Raw genomic sequence first — 19,815 nt, 5'->3', positions numbered from 1 at the left:
CATAACTATATGCTGCTGGCATTCAACCTCCTTATCATCATCTATCCTTATCCTATCACATCCGGACTTTTATGGAAAGAGCTATAAAGTCGAAAGCAGTGCGTATAACTTTTTCCTTGCCTGATACCCCACCATTCATATTGTATAACCATTACTCACTAATCCCTTAGTGAATATCGTAATATATAGGTCTGTCAATAAAAAAATATAACTTTCTTTGGTTCTAACCTTTGCAAATCAGTATCTATAGCCCGGTAATTTCTCATATATTGCACTCTGGACCTAGGAGCGTTGTTAATAAATCCACGACAGCTAGACAACCTTCGCCCGTTTACTAGAAGGCAAAGCAGCAAGGAGCGAACCAAAAGCGATAAGAAAGGATCCAAACCAGATTATAGACATTCCAGGTTTATAGTGCACTTTAGCTGCAATTTTGCTCTTACTCTTATTAATTTCTCCAATTACAACATAAATATCAGAAAATAAATTGTGGTAGATACTGCTTTCAACATTTTTCTGACCTTCCGCAAGGTAAAATCTATATTCAGGAGTTACTTCACCTAATATCTTATTATTCAGCAAATTCCTGATATCCATTGTACCCCTCACTGCATGGAAATTTTTTTCTTTTATTAGCTCAATATTTCGTAAAGTAACTTTAAATTTATTGACTGTTATGCTATCCCCTATTTTTAAGTAATTTTCTTTTTTCTCCTGCCAACCAACTGAATAAGCTATACCAAGCACTAGAATTGCCACTCCAGCATGAGCAAGCATCATTGCATAGTAGGACTTAGAAACTCTTCTTGCTAATAAAATTGATTCACCAAATGCTACCTTAAATAAACGAATTCTTTTACTGTATGCTTCTAAAACAAAGATTAATAATGCTATGGAGATAGTAATTGATAGCACAATCATTAGCTCCATGTAAAAGATAAACGGCAAAATAGCTGCAGCACTACAGAATGAGAATCTGTATTCACGGAATATTGGCAATAGACTATTTCCCTGCCAACTGCAGTATTGCCCTATCATGGCGAGCACTAGAATAGCTAGTGCAATAGAGTTAAATAAAGAATTGTAATATGGTGCTCCAACTGAAATTAATTCACCGGTTAAATACTCAAGCACTGTAGGGTATAAAGTGCCAACGAACACGATGAAAAAGGCAGTGATGAATAATAAATTGTTCATCAGTATCATCGTAAAGCGTGAAAAGAATCTTCTACCCTCTGTCACTTGAGTAGCAAGTTTCTTTCTGGATTCCAGTGTCAAGCATTGGAATGACATCGCAGGCGTGTGATTTTTTCTCGTAAATACTACAAATATTACTAAGCTACTGACTGTAATTACACCAAGTAGAGCTAATATATATAGTCCATATCTTGGGTCATCTGCAAACGTGTGCACTGAGGTAAGTATTCCTGAGCGGACTAGAAATGTTCCAGTCACACTCAATATAAAAGTTGTAAGCGTAAGTAAAATAGCAAAGTTCCTTAAAATATTGAAATTCCGTACCACGAGCAACAAATGTGTCAGCGCTACTGCAATTAGCCACGGCATCAAAGAAACGTTTTCCACTGGATCCCAAAACCAAAATCCACCCCACCCAAGTTCGCGATATGCCCACCAGCTACCCAAGCTGATGCCCAAAGTGAGCAGCGACCAAGAAATAAGTACCCAAGGCCTGACAATTTTAGCCCAAACATTTCCTTCAGTATTTAAAATTAATCCAGCTATAGAGAGCGAAAAAGGAACGCTAAATCCAAGGTACCCCAAATATAATATCGGTGGATGAATAGCAAGGCCTATATCCTGCAATATCGGATTAAAACCCAATCCATCTGCTTCAATGCCTGGCATTTTAGTGAAGGGGCTGGATTCAATTAAAGTGAACAGCAAAAAACAAAAGCAAATCAGCCCATGAGTGATAAGAGATATTTTTTTTAATTTACTACCATTAGTTCGTTCTGGTGTCATTCCAGTGCTTGACACTGGAATCCAGTTTTTATTACACTGCCATTTGATGTACTCATTTGCAATTAAATTGTCTGGATCCCAGTGTCTGGGCACTGGGATGACAGAAGAAGAGACTGGGATGACAGAGGGGGAAACTGGGATGACAGAAGGTATATAAATATCCATTAGTAATAAATACATGACAAGCACTAAGGTCCAAAGCAACATGGACCCTTCTTTGTTTCCCCAAACACCACAAATCTTGTAGATCAAAGGTTTTGTTGTGTGTGAGTGGTAGTATACGTTTTCAAGTGAAAAATCATTTGTAATGTGGCAGTAGATCAAAATAGCCATTGACGCTGATACACAAAAAAATATGGCAGTGGTAATAAACCGACAAGAACTAAGCGGTAAAAACAAATATGTCAAAGACAATAAGCAGGCTAGCAATAGCAATATATTCCCAAGTTCAGGCATAAAAAATTATAGTTTTTATATAAACAATATTACTGATGACAAGTTGGAAGTTAAAGTGTTAATTGATGCTAGCATAATGCTCCCGTAGTTAGCTGTGCTAGTATTAATTAAAAATTAAATATTAAATCTTTATACTTTTATAGATAGCGTTAATATTGAGGTAACATTGTGGGTACAACTAAGATTAGTAAATTTCCATTCAATATAAAAGGTAAAGTGGCAAAACAACATGCCGAACCAATAATCGAAAAAAATCTCTATACTATTTTAGGATTCAAAGATATAGAAGATTTTGAAAATAAGACAAGTAAACTTGTTAATAAAAAAGTTTGGCAATCATTTGTTGACTGCTTTGCAAAAGAAATAGATTATGCAGCAACCGAAGAAGTTGTAAAAAACATCGTTTGTAACATTGCAAAGAGTGATCAAGGTAATGCTTTTACCAAAACTGAACATCTCATATTAAATGAAAAGCAAGATAATAAAAAGAGAGAAAAAGCGATTAGAAAAGCTATTAGTATTTTGAGAAAAATCAATCCAGAAAAAGCCTTTAATGAACTTTCAGTAATAAAAAAACAAGCTGAAGATTTTTTACAAACCGATTTTTGTAAAGCACAGAGTAAATCACTTCAAGGATTTGCTCCCTCTGGTGGACAGCTCTTTGCGGAAACTCTGAAATATATAGAAACACTAGAAAGATTATCCGAAGTAAAAAAAGAAGGGCTAGTTAGAGATTTCTTGTTAAATCATGTTAGTTTATTGAATAAAAAGTATCCTAAATCACAAGGTAAAAGGGAAGATGCTATAACAATACTATCAAGTGATGAGTTGAAGAATTTTTACAATAAAGGTGTAAAAGAAGGAATGTTACAACCAATGGCATCTTACAAAGGATGCAGAAACCTGTATGACAAAATGAACCAGATAAAAAATGAATCCAAAAGTATAATTAAAAGAGAAGAACGGGAAGAAAATTTAAAGAAAATAGATAAGTCGATAATCAGCGCAATTAATGACATAAAAAAACATAGAGAAGCAATCCTTAACTGTAAAGACTTTCAAAATTCTTACATAAAAGAGAAAAAAGAACATCCATTTAGAGGCAACGCATGTCAAAAAATGATTGATATATATCAAGAGAGAATTGTTGGATATCAGGAGAAAATTCGTCAAAACTTAAACCAAATAAAAGCGATATTAAAAAGTGCGCCGCAAGAAATGGATGATGTGGAAGAATTCGAGGAAATAATTGATGATATACATGAAGCAAAGCAGTGTGATGAAATTTTTGATTCAGCTTTAATTTGTTTATCGAACATACAGAATGAGCTAGATATTCAGCTGGAAAATCCTTCAACAGAACTCAGAGCTTCACACATTAACGTTAAAACTGAGCTAACTAGGTTATAAGAACCAAATCTTTAGGATAATGAAAGCACTTTAATTCAAGACAGCTCTTAGTCTGTGTTTTAATTTGGTTGTGTTTTATTAAAAAAACTTTAGATTTATTTTATGATCGATACTCAAATATAATGACTCAAACTTGGGATTTGTTGCAAACAGGGCAAAAGGAAGGCTATAAAATTGCGTATACTAATGCTCGTATTATCGACCCGGAAACTAAACTTAATATAAAAGGTTCATTATTGACTGAAGGGGATAAAATTATTGACTTTGGTGAATCATTATTTTCAACAAGTGGGGTCGATGAAACAATAGACTGTAAAGGGCTTGTTCTAATGCCAGGCCTTATTGACATTCACGTACATTTTCGTGAACCAGGACAGGAACATAAAGAAACTATATATACAGGCAGCAAATCTGCAGCTGCGGGGGGAGTTACAACTGTAGTTTGTCAGCCAAACACTGTTCCAGCAATTGGTAGCGTTATTTTGGCTAAATATTTGAAATATAGAGCACTTGAAACTTCACATGTAAACGTTGAATTTTACGCTAAAATCACCACTTCGGAAGAACACCTGACTGAAATGGCACTTTTAAAGGAAGCAGGTGCGGTTGGGTTCACCGATGATGGCATGCCAGTTATGAACCCAATGATTATGAGACAGGCGCTGCTTTATTCAAGTATGCTGAATGTTCCTATTGCTCAACATGCAGAAGATTTAAATTTATCTGCTGGTGGCGCAATCAACGAAGGTAAAATTTCTGAAGAATTGGGAGTAAAGGGGATCTTGAGTGCGTCAGAATCGGTTATGATAAATCGTGATATACTGCTAATGAAGGATATGGAAAATGCGCACTACCATATTCTACATGTCTCTTCAAAAGATTCACTTGATGCTATTAAACGTGCAAAAGATTTGGGATTAAATGTTACGTGCGAAGTAACCCCTCATCACTTCACTTTGACTGAAGATATAGTAAAACAACATGGAGCAATTGCAAAAATGAATCCGCCGCTTCGCACTGAAGAAGATCGTTTAGCTATGGTTGAAGGTTTAAAGAAAGGTGTGATTGATTGCATTGCAACTGATCACGCTCCGCATGATCGTAGTTCTAAAGATCTACCACTTGAAAATGCTGCATTTGGTATTGTTGGTCTTGAAACAATGCTGCCCCTTTCACTTGAACTCTATCACAGTGGGCAAATGGGTCTACTTGATGTGCTTGCAAAATTGACATATAAGCCTGCAGATATAATACACATACCACGTGGTCGTATACAAAAAAACCTTGCTGCAGACTTAATTTTAGTTGACCTCAATCATGAATGGGAAATTAAAACTGACAACTTTGCTAGTAAATCAAAGAATTCTCCTTTCGATGGTCGCAAAGTAAAAGGGCACGTAGTACGTACTGTTGTGTCCGGCAAAACTATATACTCGCAGAAGATTTAGTTATCATATCTTATCTATTCCAATTTGTTATCACCAGAATGGGCTAAGTGCACCTAAATTTAAATTAAGAAATCTTACACTGTCTCCGAATAAACACATCCTCTTATCTTTCCCTAATCTGTAAAGTTATTTTGTCTATCAATCTGATTCCAAAACAGCAAAATTATTGTATAATGTTACTTTGAAGTTTTATTTTCAATGCACAAGTTTGCAATACTTTTTTCTATACTGCTTGCAATAGTTGCTTACTACCTAAACAATGAAATCATATTTGAAATAGCAAAGCTATTTAGTGATATCTTTATCAGCTTGCTCAAATTAATAAGCTTACCTCTGGTTTTTTTATCCATAGTTTCCACAATTTCCGGGCTCAAAGACTCAATTGAAATCAAAGTCTTAGTTAAGAAAACACTATTTTATACTCTGCTTACAACTATTATAGCTGCGTTTGTTGCACTATCGTTTTACTTGCTAATAGATCCAGCAAGAAAAAATTTCATAAGTAATACAATAGGGAGTGTTAATAGCAATAACCACAGTTATTTTTCATATTTAAAATCACTCATTCCTTCGAATTTTGTGCAAGTTTTTCTTGAAAATAACGTTATTGGTAGCATATTGATCGCTTTTTTGATGGGTGGAGCTATTGTTTCACTTTCAAAAGAAAAGCAGGACATATTACATCAAGTATTCTCTGCACTTTTTGATACGCTACTTAAAATTGCTCAAGGGTTATTGAGATTTATTCCGCTTGCTGTTTGGTCTTTTATTACATGTTTTTTGCATGAATTAAAAGGCGGTAGTGAGTTCTACAATCTTTTATGGTATTTTGTTTGCATAATGTCTGCAAATTTTGTGCAGGCATTTCTGATTTTACCGCTATTTATGTGGTATAAAGGCATATCACCAATTCAAACGCTGAAAGGGGTTATGCCAGCACTCACACTTGCGTTTTTTTCTAAATCATCCAGTGCAACATTGCCAACAACTATAGAATGTGTGCAGAACAAGCTAAAGGTGCCAAAGAAATTATCGTCTTTTATTTTACCAATATGCACAACAATTAACATGAATGCATGTGCTGCATTTATACTAATCACTGTAATGTTTGTTGCAGAAATGAACGGATACGTATTTTCCTTAAGCGAAATGTTGATATGGATTTTTTTAGCTACAGGGGCTGCAATTGGTAACGCTGGAGTGCCGATGGGGTGCTATTTTATGGCAACCAGTTATCTCATGTCGATGAATGTTCCTCTGCATATTATGGGACTGATTTTGCCTATTTATACAATCATCGATATGTTTGAAACTGCAATAAATGTGTGGTCTGATGTTTGTATCACTCAGATAATTAATAAAGAATGTCATAGTGAAACTTAAAAAATGATATTAGACGAAAATAACCTAATAATAGAAGAATTTAAAGAAGCAGAAGCAATTTTGCATGGGCATTTTGTTTTATCATCCGGGCTGCATAGTGACACATACATACAGTGTGCGAAGATTTTTGAAAATCCAAGCAGAGCCATGAAAGTTTGCGCATTATTAGCAGATAAAATAAAAAAAGAATTAAATAGCTCCATAGATTTAATATTATCTCCTGCAATTGGTGGAATAATTGTGGGTTATGAGATTGGCAGGCAGCTTGGAATAAAGACAATGTTTTGCGAGCGTGTTAATGGTAAGTTTGAATTACGCCGTGGATTTAAGATCAAAAAGGGTGAGAAAATATTGCTCATTGAAGATGTAATAACCACAGGTAAATCTTCACTTGAAGCAGTGGAATGTGCAGAAGGGGAAGGAGGTAAAGTTGTTGCTGAAGCTTCTTTGATAAAGAGAAATAGTGAAACGAAACTGCCTTTTCCTGTCATATCTTTGATTGAACTGAACATCAAAAACTACAGCGAGGAAGAACTTCCAAGTGAATTAAAACAACTACCCATAACAAAACCTGGGAGTAGGGAATATTTAACAAAGTAATCCTATAATATCTTGGAAACACAGCATTTATACACAGCTTTAGTTATTTACTCCAAGTGTATTTTATGTATACTTATTACTAAATTAATTTTGAAATTATAGAAAATGAATGAATTTAAATCGATCCGAAATATAGCAATAATCGCACACGTTGACCACGGTAAAACTACTTTACTTGATAACATGTTAAAACAAAGTGGCACATTCCGCGAGAATCAAGAAGTTCAAGAACGAGTGATGGATAGTGGCGACCAAGAACGTGAGCGCGGGATTACAATACTTGCAAAATGCACATCAATAATGTGGGGTGATGAAAAAATCAATATTATTGATACGCCAGGGCACGCAGACTTTGGTGGAGAAGTAGAAAGGGTATTGTGCATGGCAGACGGCGTGTTGCTGCTGGTTGATGCTGCAGAAGGTCCCATGCCACAAACAAAATTTGTGCTCTCAAAAGCACTAAAAGCAAATTTGAAGCCAATTGTGATAATCAATAAGGTCGATCGACCAGACAGCAGAATTGATGAAGTATTAAATGAAATATATGAGTTATTTTTTAACCTTGATGCAACCAACGAGCAGCTAGATTTTCCAGTGTTGTATGCTTCAGGTAGAAATGGCTGGTGTGCTAAGGAGCTTTCTGATGAAAGAAAAGATTTAAGCCCATTATTTTCAACGGTTATAGATTATATAAAACCTTCTGTTTATAATCAAAATGCACCTTTTGCTATGTTGGTCACTCTACTTGAGTCTGATAAGTTTCTTGGCAGAATATTGACAGGAAAGGTTTATCAGGGCATTGCAAAAGTCAATTCAGATCTTAAGGTGCTTGACCTCGATGGCAAAGTAATTGAACGAGGAAGATTAACTAAGTTGCTCTCATTTTCTGGCTTGAAACGCATTCCAGTAGAACAAGCTGTGGCAGGAGACATAATTGCAATTGCAGGACTTGAGGAAGCTTCGGTTTCAGATACTATAGCAGCACCAGAGGTTACAACTGCAGTAAGCTCAACTCCAGTTGATCCGCCAACAATGGCGATTACTCTGAGCGTTAATGATTCACCTTTTGCTGGGCAAGAAGGTACAAAGCTTACTTCAACTGCTATAAAAGATCGTTTATATGCGGAAGCAGAAACAAATGTTGCAATTACTGTGACTTTGGTACCAAGCGGTGAAGCATTTGAAGTAGGCGGGCGTGGTGAGTTACAGCTTGGAGTGTTAATTGAAAATATGAGGAGAGAAGGTTTTGAGCTTTCGGTATCACGCCCTCGCGTGTTATTTAAAGAAGAAGGCGGTAAAAAACTTGAACCTATAGAGGAAGTAGTAATTGATGTAGATGATGAATATAGTGGAATCATCATGGAAAAACTCAGCTTCCGTAAAGGTGAAGTAACTGACATGAGACCTTCTGGTAATGGCAGGACAAGATTAACGTTTTTAGTGCCATCAAGAGGATTAATCGGTTATCAAGGAGAGTTTTTAACTGATTCTCGTGGCACAGGCATAATTAACCGTTTATTTCACAGTTATGCTCCACATAGAGGTCCAATTTCTGGAAGGCGCAATGGAGTTTTAATTTCTACAGATAAGGGTGAGGCTGTGGCATATGCAATTTTCAATTTGCAAGACAGGGGAATTATGTTTATTAAGCCACAGGATAAGGTATATTGTGGCATGGTTGTCGGCCAGCATAGCCGTGACAATGATTTGGAGATAAATGTGTTAAAGGGTAAGCAATTAACAAACGTAAGAGCTTCAGGTAGTGATGAAGCTATAAAGCTCACTCCACCAAAGATAATGACACTGGAGGATATGATAGCGTATATAGATGATGATGAATTGGTGGAAGTAACTCCAAAATCTATACGTTTACGCAAGAAATTCCTTGATCCAAATGAACGTAAGCGTGCAGGAAGGGCAAAGAATAAGGAGTAATCAGAGGTTGAACATTTGCGAAAAATAGTGTATAATTATTCGTCTCCTAATTGTATTTAATTATGGCCTTTTCGAAATTTCTCGATCCAAAAAACAATTTTGCGTTCAAGAGAATATTTGGCACTGAGAAAAATAAAGATATTCTCATTCACTTTCTCAATGATATATTGGACTTCGCTGGCAAAGATGAAATAGAAGAAATAGAATTTCTCAGCACTATCATGGATGCTGAGATTGCCTCTAAAAAGCAAAGTATTGTTGATGTTTTCTGTACTGATTCTGCTGGAACCCAGCTAATTATTGAAATGGTGCGACCTGAAAGTCTTCGGTCATATTATTTAAAAGGAGAGGAATTCCTTCAGAAAGAAACTAAAAGAGTTCTAAAACTTATTAAACCAGATGTTTTGCCATCTGAGTCTACGCATCAGTGCGAATCGGGTAACCGGTTGGTGCCAAGCGATGCGGACAATGAACCTCCTCTTGAAAAAGAAGATGCTCAATCGTGAAAGGAGCATAAACTACAAGCATCATGTGGTTGGAGAGCTAGGCTTAGTGGTATGGTGAACGTAAGTGAAGCTTCATAAGTATCGTAACGATTAAAGAGCTAAAGATGCTGATAAGCTCCGACCAAAAGGTAATGTGACATTTTTCATTTCTGGATGTACGCAAATCACCGGTATAGAGAAGTCACCTAACCCACTGTTGTATGACAGAAGGAACAGGGTAAGCCTGTATTTCCGCCTATATGGCAAGCAAACCGCAAGGAACGCTGATGAAAATGCAGGTAAAGGATAATGGAGAAAGCGAATGCCATTTTGTAACGAAATGTATAGAATTTGTAACATTAATTCTCGTGAAAACGAGCAGATTTCCATTTGGTCCCTCGTGACAAGAAACTTTGTTAACCACTTGAGGTAGAGAAGCAGATGACCTTACCCACAAAAATGATGAAGAAATTAGGAATATTTTTTACAAAAAGGACAATACTAACAAAAGAACTTTATTCTATTTAGAATATAAAGTTACAATAAATTTTCCTGTCATCTCCAAATAAATTACATTAACTTAGTATTGTACATTGTTAATAACTTAAATAATACAACCATTTTCAGCAACAAAAACCAAAGGTCTTGAGATACAAGATATTTGTATGGTTACTATGATAGTTCCTTTTTTAAGAAAGTTTTAAATTTCATACCTAACAATAAACAACTTTAGGTTTAAATTTATGAAATCAGTTGTTATATACATCAGCAAATACGAATTTAACTGGTGTTATGGACTTAAATAAATTTACCGAAAAAGCAAAAAGTCTAATTCAAAGTGCTCAAATGAAAGCGTTGGGGGCTGGGCATCAGATTTTTATGCCTGAGCATTTACTCAAAGTGATGCTTGAAGATGAATCAGGTTTAGTTCAGGATTTGATAAACGCTTGTGGTGGAAGTGTGCAAAGTATTTCTGATGCTGTGGATAGCGCAATAAAAAAGTTGCCAGTAATTGAAGGTCCAGGAAGTGGTGGCCTTCAACTTTCAAGAGAAATAGCAAAAGTTTTTGAAGATTCAATTGGTATTGCAAGAAGAAATAAAGATTCATTTGTTGCTGTTGAGCGTTTACTACAGGGCCTCACTGCACAAAAAGATGATACTGTAGGCAAAATTCTGGCAGAGAATGGTGTGACTCCACAAAAACTGAACTCAGTTATTGCAGAAATGAGAAAAGGCAGCAGTGCAGACTCGCCAAACAGTGAGGAAAAATTAAACGCGGCAAAGAAATATACAAAAGATGTTACAGAGCTTGCTATGCAAGGCAAGCTTGATCCTGTAATTGGTCGTGATGAAGAGATCAGAAGAACTATGCAGGTATCACTGAGGCGGACAAAAAATAATCCAGTGCTGATAGGTGAACCTGGTGTTGGAAAAACTGCAATAGTCGAGGGGCTTGCAAACAGAATTGTTGCAAACGATGTGCCACTTGGTTTGCGTGATGCAAAGGTTTTAGCTTTGGATCTGGGTAGCTTAATCGCTGGAACGAAGTTTAGAGGAGAATTTGAAGAAAGGTTAAAAGCAGTTATTAATGAGCTTTCGAAAGCGGAGGGAAAAGTTATCTTGTTTATAGATGAGCTTCATACTTTAGTTGGAGCAGGAGCAACAAGTGGTGCAATGGATGCTTCAAATTTGCTAAAGCCTGCTCTTGCGCGTGGAGAAATTCGCTGTATAGGGGCCACAACTTTAGATGAATATCGTCAGCATATAGAAAAAGATCCTGCACTTGCAAGGCGTTTCCAGCCCGTGTTTATCTCTCAACCAACTGAAACTGATACTATTTCAATACTCAGGGGTTTGAAGGAAAGATATGAAGTGCATCATGGTATAAGAATTACAGACGGTGCAATAATTGCTGCTGCAACGTTGTCCAATAGATATATAACAGATAGGTTTTTACCTGATAAAGCAATTGATTTGATTGATGAAGCAGCAAGCAGGGTGAGAATTGAAATGGATAGCAAGCCTGAAGTTATTGATGAACTTGAGAGAAAGGTTATACAGCTAAAGATTGAAGCAGAAGCTCTAAAAAAAGAAAGTGATGAAAATTCTAAACAGCGTTTAAAAAGGATAAATGAAGAGATCGAAAATCTAAACAGTAAATTTGCTGACTTGAACAGCAAATGGCAGATGGAAAAGAATAAAATAGCTAGAATACAAGAAACAGTTGAAAAATTAGATAACGCTAGAAAAGAGTTGGAATTAGTTCAGCGTAGTGGGAATTTGGGAAGGGCAGGAGGGCTGATGTATGGTGTGATTCCTCAGCTTGAGAATGAATTAAAAAATCAGGAAAAGGTTACTGATAGTTTCTTAAAGAAAGAAGTGACTGGAGATGACATTGCAAACATTGTTTCAAAGTGGACGGGAATTCCAGTTGATAACATGATGCACAGCGAAAAGGAAAAACTTCTTAACATGGAGAATGAAATAGAAAGAAGAGTAATAGGGCAGAAAGATGCAATAGAAGCGATAAGTAATGCAGTTAGGCGCTCTCGCTCTGGGGTGCAAGATACTAATCGACCTTTCGGTTCATTTTTATTCTTAGGCCCAACTGGGGTTGGTAAAACCGAACTTGCGAAAGCCCTTGCTGAATTTTTGTTTGACGATCAATCAGCGCTTTTGCGTTTTGATATGTCAGAATATATGGAAAAACATTCTGTTTCAAAGCTAATTGGCGCGCCTCCAGGGTATGTTGGCTATGAGCAAGGTGGCAGATTAACCGAAGCAGTAAGAAGAAGGCCGTATCAGGTTATTCTGTTTGATGAAATAGAGAAAGCAAATCCAGATATATTTAATATATTGCTGCAAATCTTGGATGAGGGTAGACTCACTGATAGTCATGGCAAATTAATTGATTTTCGCAACACCATACTGATTTTAACTTCTAACCTTGGCGCTGAGATAATGCTTAAAGGGGAAGCGGAGAATAGGCCTATACTTCCTGTCATCCAAGTAGCTGACACTGGGGTCCAGATGCAGATTCCAGCGTCACGCGCTGGAATGACATCGGAAGGAGGAGTTGCTAACTCTGTAAAAAGCGAAGTGATGCAAATAGTTAAATCAGCATTTCGTCCAGAATTTTTAAACAGGCTGGATGAAATTATTATATTTCACAGTTTAACCAGAGATGACATCTATAAAATTATAGATGTTCAATTTTCTTATTTACAAAAAACACTTGCTAAGCGTAAACTGAGTATAAGTTTGTCGCAGGAAGCTAAAGAACTAATAGCACAAACTGGCTATGACCCTGAATATGGAGCAAGGCCCTTAAAAAGGGTTATACAAGAGTGTATTCAAAATAATTTAGCTAAATTAGTTTTATCAGGGGAAGTAGTAGAAAATGATGAACTAATAGTGTACGCTCTTGATAATGAAATCTTAGTTAAAAAGGTTTAAGTTCACTGTGTATTTTTGTTAAAAAAAATGTGTATAGATCATAATGTTGACACTGAGTCTTTATTTAAGTTAGCTGATCAAGAAAATCAGCAAGATAAAGAAAAAATTAAAAAATTTATTAAGTATTTTTATAGTTTTGTTTATAAAAGCGACCTAAAAGCCAACGATAAGTTTTTCCTATATATTGGAAACGATGCTTACAATTTTGTTTCTCAAAAAGAGAAAGATGAAAGTAAGTTAGTAGTAAGTAATATAGATGATATACCAGGAATAGAAGGCGATTTTACCACGATTAAGATAACAAACGATGATATGCCATTTTTGGTTGATTCTGTTATTGCAACTATTAAATCGCACAATTTAACCATATGCTATTACAGCAACAGCGTAATTAACATTAAAAGAAAAGATGGCCTAATAGACGAGATTTACCCTTTGGAAGAAAGCAATGGAATCAAAGAGTCAGTTATATATGTAATTATCAAAGGTATAAGTGACAGTTTTGTTGATACATTAAAAGAATCTCTACAAAAAACGCTGAAAGCAGTTAATTGCGTTGTGAAAGATTGGCACTTAATGCTTAAGAAACTTGATGAGGCAAGTCTTTCTGTCATCCCAGTACTTGATACTGGGATCCAGGAAAAGGACACGTGGATTCCAGTGTCACGCACTGGAATGACACCAGACCGAAATCAAGAGCAAAAAGATTTTCTAGTTTGGTTAAAGAACAATAATTTTGTATTTCTAGGTTATCAAGAATATATTGCTGGTAAAGATGAAAAACTCGTCTGTGACAGCAAAAAGGACCTTGGCCTGATGAGAGTAGGTCAAAGTACGTTGATTCCTTCTGCAAACTTTGATTCCCTATACATATTGAGATCAGATCTAATCTCAATAGTCCATCGGCGTACATACATGAATTGTATAGGAGTAAAAGAATTTGATGACCAGGGTAATGTGGTAAAGGAACGGCGTTTTTTCGGGCTATTTACTTCTGTAGCGGAGGTTCAAGATATTCGAACTATTCCAATAATAAGAGATAAAGTTAAAGTTATAGAAAAAAGTGCAGGGTTTGTAACCGGGGGCCACAATAACAAAGCTTTAATTTCTATTTTACAAGCATTCTCTTGTGATGAATTATTCCAATCAAATGAAGACGAATTATTTAAAATTTGCATTTCGATCATGTCTCTTGCGATTAGGCCAAGGGTCAGATTATTTTTAAGAAGAGTCGGGGATTTTATTAGTTGCATAGTGCTGATACCAATGCGTTATGCTAGCGCTAGGCTAATGTTCAAGATACGCGACATATTGAAGGATGAGACAAGTGCAGGAAGTTCAGATATTTATAACAATCACATTATCAATGAATATGATTTGATGAAATTGCACGTGGTGCTAAAGGCTAAAAACGCTAGTGTTCCTGATGATGAAGTTTTGCGTATCGAAAACAAATTAAGGAACATTACGGAAAAGTGGGAAGATCGTTTTATAGACAATTTATATAATACTTTTAGCACTGTTGAGGATATATTCATCCGTTATTGCAAGGCATTTCCAATAAGCTATCAAGAGAGTTTCGAACCTCATGACGCATATTACGATATGAAAAAATTGGAAATAGTGAGGAAAAAAGGAGTTAGCGAGGTCGATTTAAGACTTACTCGTGATAATCTTAATTATCAATTAAAGGTTTATACTCCAAGCAATGAAGGTCTTGAATTATCGAAGATATTAAGAATTACTAAGAATTTGGGAGCTAAGATTCTATCTCATAATAGCTATTACATAGAAATTAATGGTGGAATATGGATACACCATTTTGTGTTGTCAAGAGTTGATGAATTAATAGACAACATTACTCTGAAAGAACAATTTGAAATAACGCTTGCAAAAGTATTTAGCAAGGAAATTAAAAATGACTATTTCAATAGTTTGATCATTATTGCTGGGCTCAAGTGGAAGGAAGTGCTTCTGGTTAGAGCGTTAAGTGCTTACCTAAAGCAGACGTCATTTAACTATAACCCAGAATATATGCAAAAAGTGGTCTCAGAGTATCCAAAAGTAGTAAAGTATTTGATAGAATTATTTCACTCAAGGTTTGATACTAAAATAGATATCGATAGGGCAGAAACTACTAACATTTTGACAGAAAAAATTGAGGAACTTCTAAAGGAAATCAGCAATGCTTCACATGATTACGTTTTGCGCTCGATATTTAACTTGATAATGGCTATTTTAAGGACCAGTTATTATCAAGATAATAAACCCTACTTATCTATAAAATTTGACTCAAGTAAAGTGAATGGTTTGCCTGATCCTCGCCCATATCGTGAATTGTATGTTTATTCAAACCTTTTTGAGGGAATACATCTAAGAGGAGGAAAATTAGCCCGTGGTGGCTTGAGGTGGTCGGATAGGACGGAAGATTTTCGCACTGAAGTTTTGGGGCTCATGAAGGCTCAGATGACAAAAAATGCGGTTATTGTACCTGTTGGCGCAAAGGGTGGGTTTGTAATAAAGCAAGCTTATAAAGATAAGAATATTTTAAGAGAGAAAGGTGTTGAGTGCTATAAGGATTTTATCAGAGGAATGCTTGATATTACTGATAATGTAGTTGATGGTAAAATAATTCCACCAAAGGATGTGATTAGGTATGATGAAGACGATCCATACTTGGTAGTTGCAGCAGATAAAGGCACTGCTTCATTTTCTGATTATGCCAACCAGATAGCCTCTGAATACAATTTTTGGCTTGGCGATGCATTTGCATCTGGTGGATCAGCAGGTTATGATCACAAAAAAATGGGTATTACAGCCAGAGGTGCATGGATTGCAGCACAGAGGCATTTTTGGAAAATGAATAAGGATATTTACCAGGATGCAACTGTTATTGGAATTGGGGATATGGCTGGCGACTTATTTGGAAATGGTATACTGCTTTCAAAAAATATACATTTAATCGGCGCATTTAACCATATGCATATTTTTGTTGACCCAAACCCTGATGCAGAAAAGAGTTTCACAGAGCGTAAACGTCTCTTTGAGTTACCATTTTCAACTTGGATGGATTATAATAAAGATTTGATTTCTAAGGGTGGAGGAGTATTTGAGCGTAGCAGTAAGCAAGTAAACATTTCTCAAGAAATAAAAAAGTGCTTTGATATAACAGAAGATATGCTACCTCCAAGTGATTTGATTAGATATCTGTTGAAAGCAAAAGTGGACTTCATATGGAATGGAGGAATTGGCACGTTTGTTAAGGCAAAGAGTGAAAATCATAGCATGGTCGGTGACAAAGCAAACGATGAGTTAAGAGTGAATGGTAAAGATATTAGAGCTTCTATGTTTATAGAGGGTGGAAATCTTGGTTGTACACAGTTTGGAAGAATAGAATATGCTGAAAAAGGTGGATATATCAATGCAGACTTTGTTGATAATTCAGCCGGAGTGATATGTTCGGACCTTGAAGTTAACATTAAGATTGCATTTGTTTCAGCTATGAAAGCAGGGGGTATTTCTTTAGAAAAAAGGAATGAAATACTGGCAAGTATGGTGGATGAAGTTGCATCCAAAGTGCTTGAGAACCACAACAAAATTGAAACAAAAGCATTACTTCTTGAGTGTTTGCAAGCTAAAGAGAGATTGGAGCAGCACCACAGGTTACTGCTCAGTTTAGAAAAATCTGGGCTGTTAAACCGAAGCGTAGAATTTCTTCCAACTGAAGAAGAGATAGCAAGGATGTTAACTGGTGCAGAAGGTTTCAGTTCTCCTCAGCTCTCTGTTCTAATGTCTTATGCTAGAACAGCAATAAAAAATAAAATTATACATTCCGATCTGTCTGAAAAAGATCTTATATCTCATGACTACTTGCTAGGTTATTTTCCTAAGAAGATGGTAACAAAGTTTAAGGATTTCATATTAAAACACCAACTTCGTAGAGAAATTATCTCTACTTGCATTGCAAATGATGTAGTGAATAGAATGGGCTGTATATTCATCAATAATTTGGCTGAGAACACTGGAATTAAGATACAAGAAGCGGTTAACATATATATTGTTGTTAACCACCTGTATGATTTAAACAGCCTGTGGCAGAAAATTGATGAATTGGATGGAAAAATTGATGTTAACTCATACTTACAAATAGTGAGGAACGTGCAGAAATTTATTGGCAGAGTATCATTTTGGCTAGTGAAAAATCTTGGCAAGTTTAGCTTTGTAGAATTGGATGATGTTACAAAATTTAAAGATGCAATTGAAACTTTAGGCCAGAACTTAACTGATGTTTTAGATGAACACCTATTAAAGATCTATAGCCATGGATCAACTTCTTTAGTAGAACTTAATATAAATAAAGATCTAGCAAAAAAAGTTGCTGATCTATGCGTTCTTGCTTATGCACTGGACATTATATCTGTTGCTGAACAGACATCTTTGTCCATTCTTGATGCTGGTAAAATATACTTTGAGTTAAAGTCGCTGTTAAGATTCGATCTGATTAGAACAATTGCCATCAAGATGAAAAGCCGCTCTTCTTATTGGGATCGCAGCTTAGTTAATGATTTATTGGATGATTTAAGCAATTACCATCACAAGCTAGCTGTTAAAGTCATAAAAGCTACTGATAACCCTGAAGATAAGGTTCAAACCTGGGCTTGTAATGATAAGGACTACATAGAACGTTATAATAGTTTTTTAGATGAGATGGTTGCTTCTAAACTTGATTTAAGCAAATTAATATTTATAATCAGAAGGATTAAAGTACTTGCTTCATAGGAAAATGTTCAATATAGGTCTTTCAGAAATTTTAGTTGTAGCTTTAGTGAGCATAATTGTTCTTGATAAAAATAAGGTACCTGTATTTATTGATTTTATTAAGACTATATATAGGTATTTTATAATTGCAAAGTCAAAAGCCAAAAGGTTATTGAAGGATGCCGGAATTGAAGACTTATATAAAGAGTGTAATACTGAGAAAGTAAATTACATAGTTGGTAAAAATGGTAAGCTTTATCCTACTTACGATATAGATAATACATCTAAAGATAATGACAGCGAAGATTCTGGTAGTAGATGATGTACTATCTAATGTCAAGCTTTTAGAAGCTCGACTAAAAGCAGAGTACTATACGGTTATCGTAGCTCATGATGGTGAAGAAGCTATAGATTTAGTAGCAAAGCAGCAGCCTGATATTATATTACTTGATATCATGATGCCAAAGATGAATGGCTTTGAAGTTTGTAAGGAGCTAAAGAGTGATCCCTTGACAACCCATATTCCAATAATTATGGTAACTGCGCTGCATGATACTCATGATAGAGTGCAAGGTATTAATGCTGGCGCGGATGATTTTCTGACTAAACCAATAAACGAAACTGCTTTATCTGCACGAATTAAGTCTCTCACACGCTTAAAGATGATTATTGATGAATTGCGTTTGAGAGGAGAAACTAACGCTGAGATTGGTGGAGTCGCAGGAAACAGTATTATGGATTATTCCAATCAGATTTTTGACGCTAACATACTTGTTATAGATGAGGATGTTCATCAAGCAGAGCAGATATATAATATATTAAAGCAACGCTTTAGGTCAATTAAAATACTGAGTGATCCAATGGAAGCATTGAAGGTTGGTATTGAGAATGGTTACGACCTGATCATTTCTGATATGCAATTTTCAAAAACTGACGGCTTGCGTTTGTGTTCTGAGTTTCGTAGTAAGGTGGAAACACGTTATACACCAATTCTGATTCTTTCTGAGGATTATGATAAAAACAATTTAGTAAAAGCACTTGATGTAGGTGCTAATGATTATTTAACAGTACCTTTGGATGAGGGTGAGCTAATAGCAAGGGTTAATTCGCAAGTAAAACGCAAAAGATATCAAGATGCCTTGAGAATGAATTTATTTAATAATGCGGAAATGTCTATAAAGGACCCATTAACTAACTGTTATAATAGAAGATATTTTGATGCACACTTAAGAAACATTGTTAAGGACTCTGTGGAAAAGGATAGAAGGTTGTCTCTTATGATACTTGATATAGACTATTTTAAGATAGTGAATGACAGTTTTGGGCATAGTGCTGGAGATGAACTTTTAAAGCAAATACAGAAAAGAATTTCTGAAAATATCAGAGTGACAGATTTACTAGCTAGGTTTGGTGGTGAGGAGTTTGTTGTTGTAATGCCAGATACCAATGTATCAGATGCGTATACTATTGCGGAGAGAATACGAAAAATTATTGCTAAAGAACCTTTTGTACTTGCGGATAAAAATACAACCCATAATGTAACTGTGAGCATTGGAATTGCAGAAATGCAAGGATCTGACTTTGATGATATTAAAAAATTTATAGTACGTGCTGACAGATATTTATATAAAGCAAAAAACAGTGGTAGAAATAGAGTGGTTACTGGCTATAGCTAAAGTGGCTTAAGTTTACCGACAACCGTCATTCCGCTACTCGTTAGCGGAATCTATGCTGAGATACCGCGCACAACTGTACGAACGTTGTAGTTTGGGAGCAATTCCCACCAGTGGGATGTCATCCCAGTGCCCAGACACTGGGATCCAGCTTCTATGCAACTTAATTAAAAACGTTTGTTTTAGCGTAAGACAACTACCTTTAGCTCATCAGCTCAGTTATAAGCA

At 35.8% G+C, this 19,815-nt stretch carries 11 protein-coding genes and 1 pseudogene; 11 read left to right on the top strand and 1 reads right to left on the bottom strand.

Translation table 11 applies throughout. From position 1 onward, the window contains the following. Window positions 1-312 precede the first annotated feature (312 nt). Window positions 313-2,382, bottom strand: a complete 2,070-nt coding sequence (locus tag OZD66_RS00520; RefSeq protein ID WP_458695165.1) for a cytochrome c-type biogenesis CcmF C-terminal domain-containing protein — start codon at window positions 2,380-2,382, stop codon at window positions 313-315. Between OZD66_RS00520 and OZD66_RS00515 the strand changes: the two genes are divergently transcribed. The 11 genes and pseudogenes from OZD66_RS00515 (at window position 2,339) to OZD66_RS00465 (ending at window position 19,590) form a co-directional block, all read left to right on the top strand. Then, a complete protein-coding gene (locus OZD66_RS00515) occupies window positions 2,339-2,527 on the top strand; it encodes a hypothetical protein (RefSeq protein WP_022626229.1) in 189 nt (62 codons plus the stop codon). The genes OZD66_RS00520 and OZD66_RS00515 overlap by 44 nt on opposite strands. A gap of 80 nt (window positions 2,528-2,607) precedes the next feature. Beyond that, window positions 2,608-3,849, top strand: coding sequence for a hypothetical protein (locus tag OZD66_RS00510; RefSeq protein WP_006279654.1), 1,242 nt, complete (start codon window positions 2,608-2,610; stop codon window positions 3,847-3,849). 122 nt (window positions 3,850-3,971) lie between these two features. Further along, window positions 3,972-5,297: a dihydroorotase gene (locus OZD66_RS00505; protein ID WP_182366552.1), complete on the top strand. Its 1,326-nt coding sequence runs from the start codon at window positions 3,972-3,974 to the stop codon at window positions 5,295-5,297. A gap of 198 nt (window positions 5,298-5,495) precedes the next feature. Beyond that, window positions 5,496-6,680, top strand: a complete 1,185-nt coding sequence (locus OZD66_RS00500) for a dicarboxylate/amino acid:cation symporter (protein WP_182366549.1) — start codon at window positions 5,496-5,498, stop codon at window positions 6,678-6,680. Window positions 6,681-6,683: 3 nt separating this feature from the next. Next, a complete protein-coding gene (pyrE, locus tag OZD66_RS00495) occupies window positions 6,684-7,280 on the top strand; it encodes an orotate phosphoribosyltransferase (RefSeq protein WP_182366547.1) in 597 nt (198 codons plus the stop codon). Window positions 7,281-7,385: 105 nt separating this feature from the next. Next, window positions 7,386-9,215, top strand: coding sequence for a translational GTPase TypA (gene typA / locus OZD66_RS00490; RefSeq protein ID WP_182366544.1), 1,830 nt, complete (start codon window positions 7,386-7,388; stop codon window positions 9,213-9,215). 62 nt (window positions 9,216-9,277) lie between these two features. Beyond that, a pseudogene (locus tag OZD66_RS06000) lies at window positions 9,278-9,523 on the top strand (PD-(D/E)XK nuclease family transposase); the annotation flags it as partial. Between the two features lie 969 nt (window positions 9,524-10,492). After that, window positions 10,493-13,156 (top strand): ATP-dependent chaperone ClpB, encoded by a 2,664-nt coding sequence (clpB, locus tag OZD66_RS00480; protein WP_182366604.1) that lies wholly within the window; start codon window positions 10,493-10,495, stop codon window positions 13,154-13,156. A gap of 27 nt (window positions 13,157-13,183) precedes the next feature. Beyond that, window positions 13,184-17,935, top strand: coding sequence for an NAD-glutamate dehydrogenase (locus OZD66_RS00475; RefSeq protein ID WP_182366538.1), 4,752 nt, complete (start codon window positions 13,184-13,186; stop codon window positions 17,933-17,935). A 4-nt stretch (window positions 17,936-17,939) separates the two neighbouring features. After that, window positions 17,940-18,236: a Sec-independent protein translocase subunit TatB gene (gene tatB / locus OZD66_RS00470; protein ID WP_151807733.1), complete on the top strand. Its 297-nt coding sequence runs from the start codon at window positions 17,940-17,942 to the stop codon at window positions 18,234-18,236. Further along, window positions 18,208-19,590 (top strand): PleD family two-component system response regulator, encoded by a 1,383-nt coding sequence (locus tag OZD66_RS00465; protein WP_182366534.1) that lies wholly within the window; start codon window positions 18,208-18,210, stop codon window positions 19,588-19,590. Before tatB ends, OZD66_RS00465 begins: the two co-directional genes overlap by 29 nt. Window positions 19,591-19,815 lie beyond the last annotated feature (225 nt).

This window comes from Wolbachia endosymbiont of Drosophila baimaii, from assembly GCF_028982185.1.
Lineage (GTDB): Bacteria > Pseudomonadota > Alphaproteobacteria > Rickettsiales > Anaplasmataceae > Wolbachia > Wolbachia pipientis.
This window is presented reverse-complemented; position numbering and strand designations above follow the sequence as displayed.

Coding starts and splice junctions, on each gene's coding strand:
- OZD66_RS00515 (WP_022626229.1), top strand. CDS start 2,339: ATGGCAGTGGTAATAAACCGACAAGAACTAAGCGGTAAAAACAAATAT.
- OZD66_RS00505 (WP_182366552.1), top strand. CDS start 3,972: ATGACTCAAACTTGGGATTTGTTGCAAACAGGGCAAAAGGAAGGCTAT.
- OZD66_RS00500 (WP_182366549.1), top strand. CDS start 5,496: ATGCACAAGTTTGCAATACTTTTTTCTATACTGCTTGCAATAGTTGCT.
- pyrE (WP_182366547.1), top strand. CDS start 6,684: ATGATATTAGACGAAAATAACCTAATAATAGAAGAATTTAAAGAAGCA.
- typA (WP_182366544.1), top strand. CDS start 7,386: ATGAATGAATTTAAATCGATCCGAAATATAGCAATAATCGCACACGTT.
- clpB (WP_182366604.1), top strand. CDS start 10,493: ATGGACTTAAATAAATTTACCGAAAAAGCAAAAAGTCTAATTCAAAGT.
- OZD66_RS00475 (WP_182366538.1), top strand. CDS start 13,184: ATGTGTATAGATCATAATGTTGACACTGAGTCTTTATTTAAGTTAGCT.
- tatB (WP_151807733.1), top strand. CDS start 17,940: ATGTTCAATATAGGTCTTTCAGAAATTTTAGTTGTAGCTTTAGTGAGC.
- OZD66_RS00465 (WP_182366534.1), top strand. CDS start 18,208: ATGACAGCGAAGATTCTGGTAGTAGATGATGTACTATCTAATGTCAAG.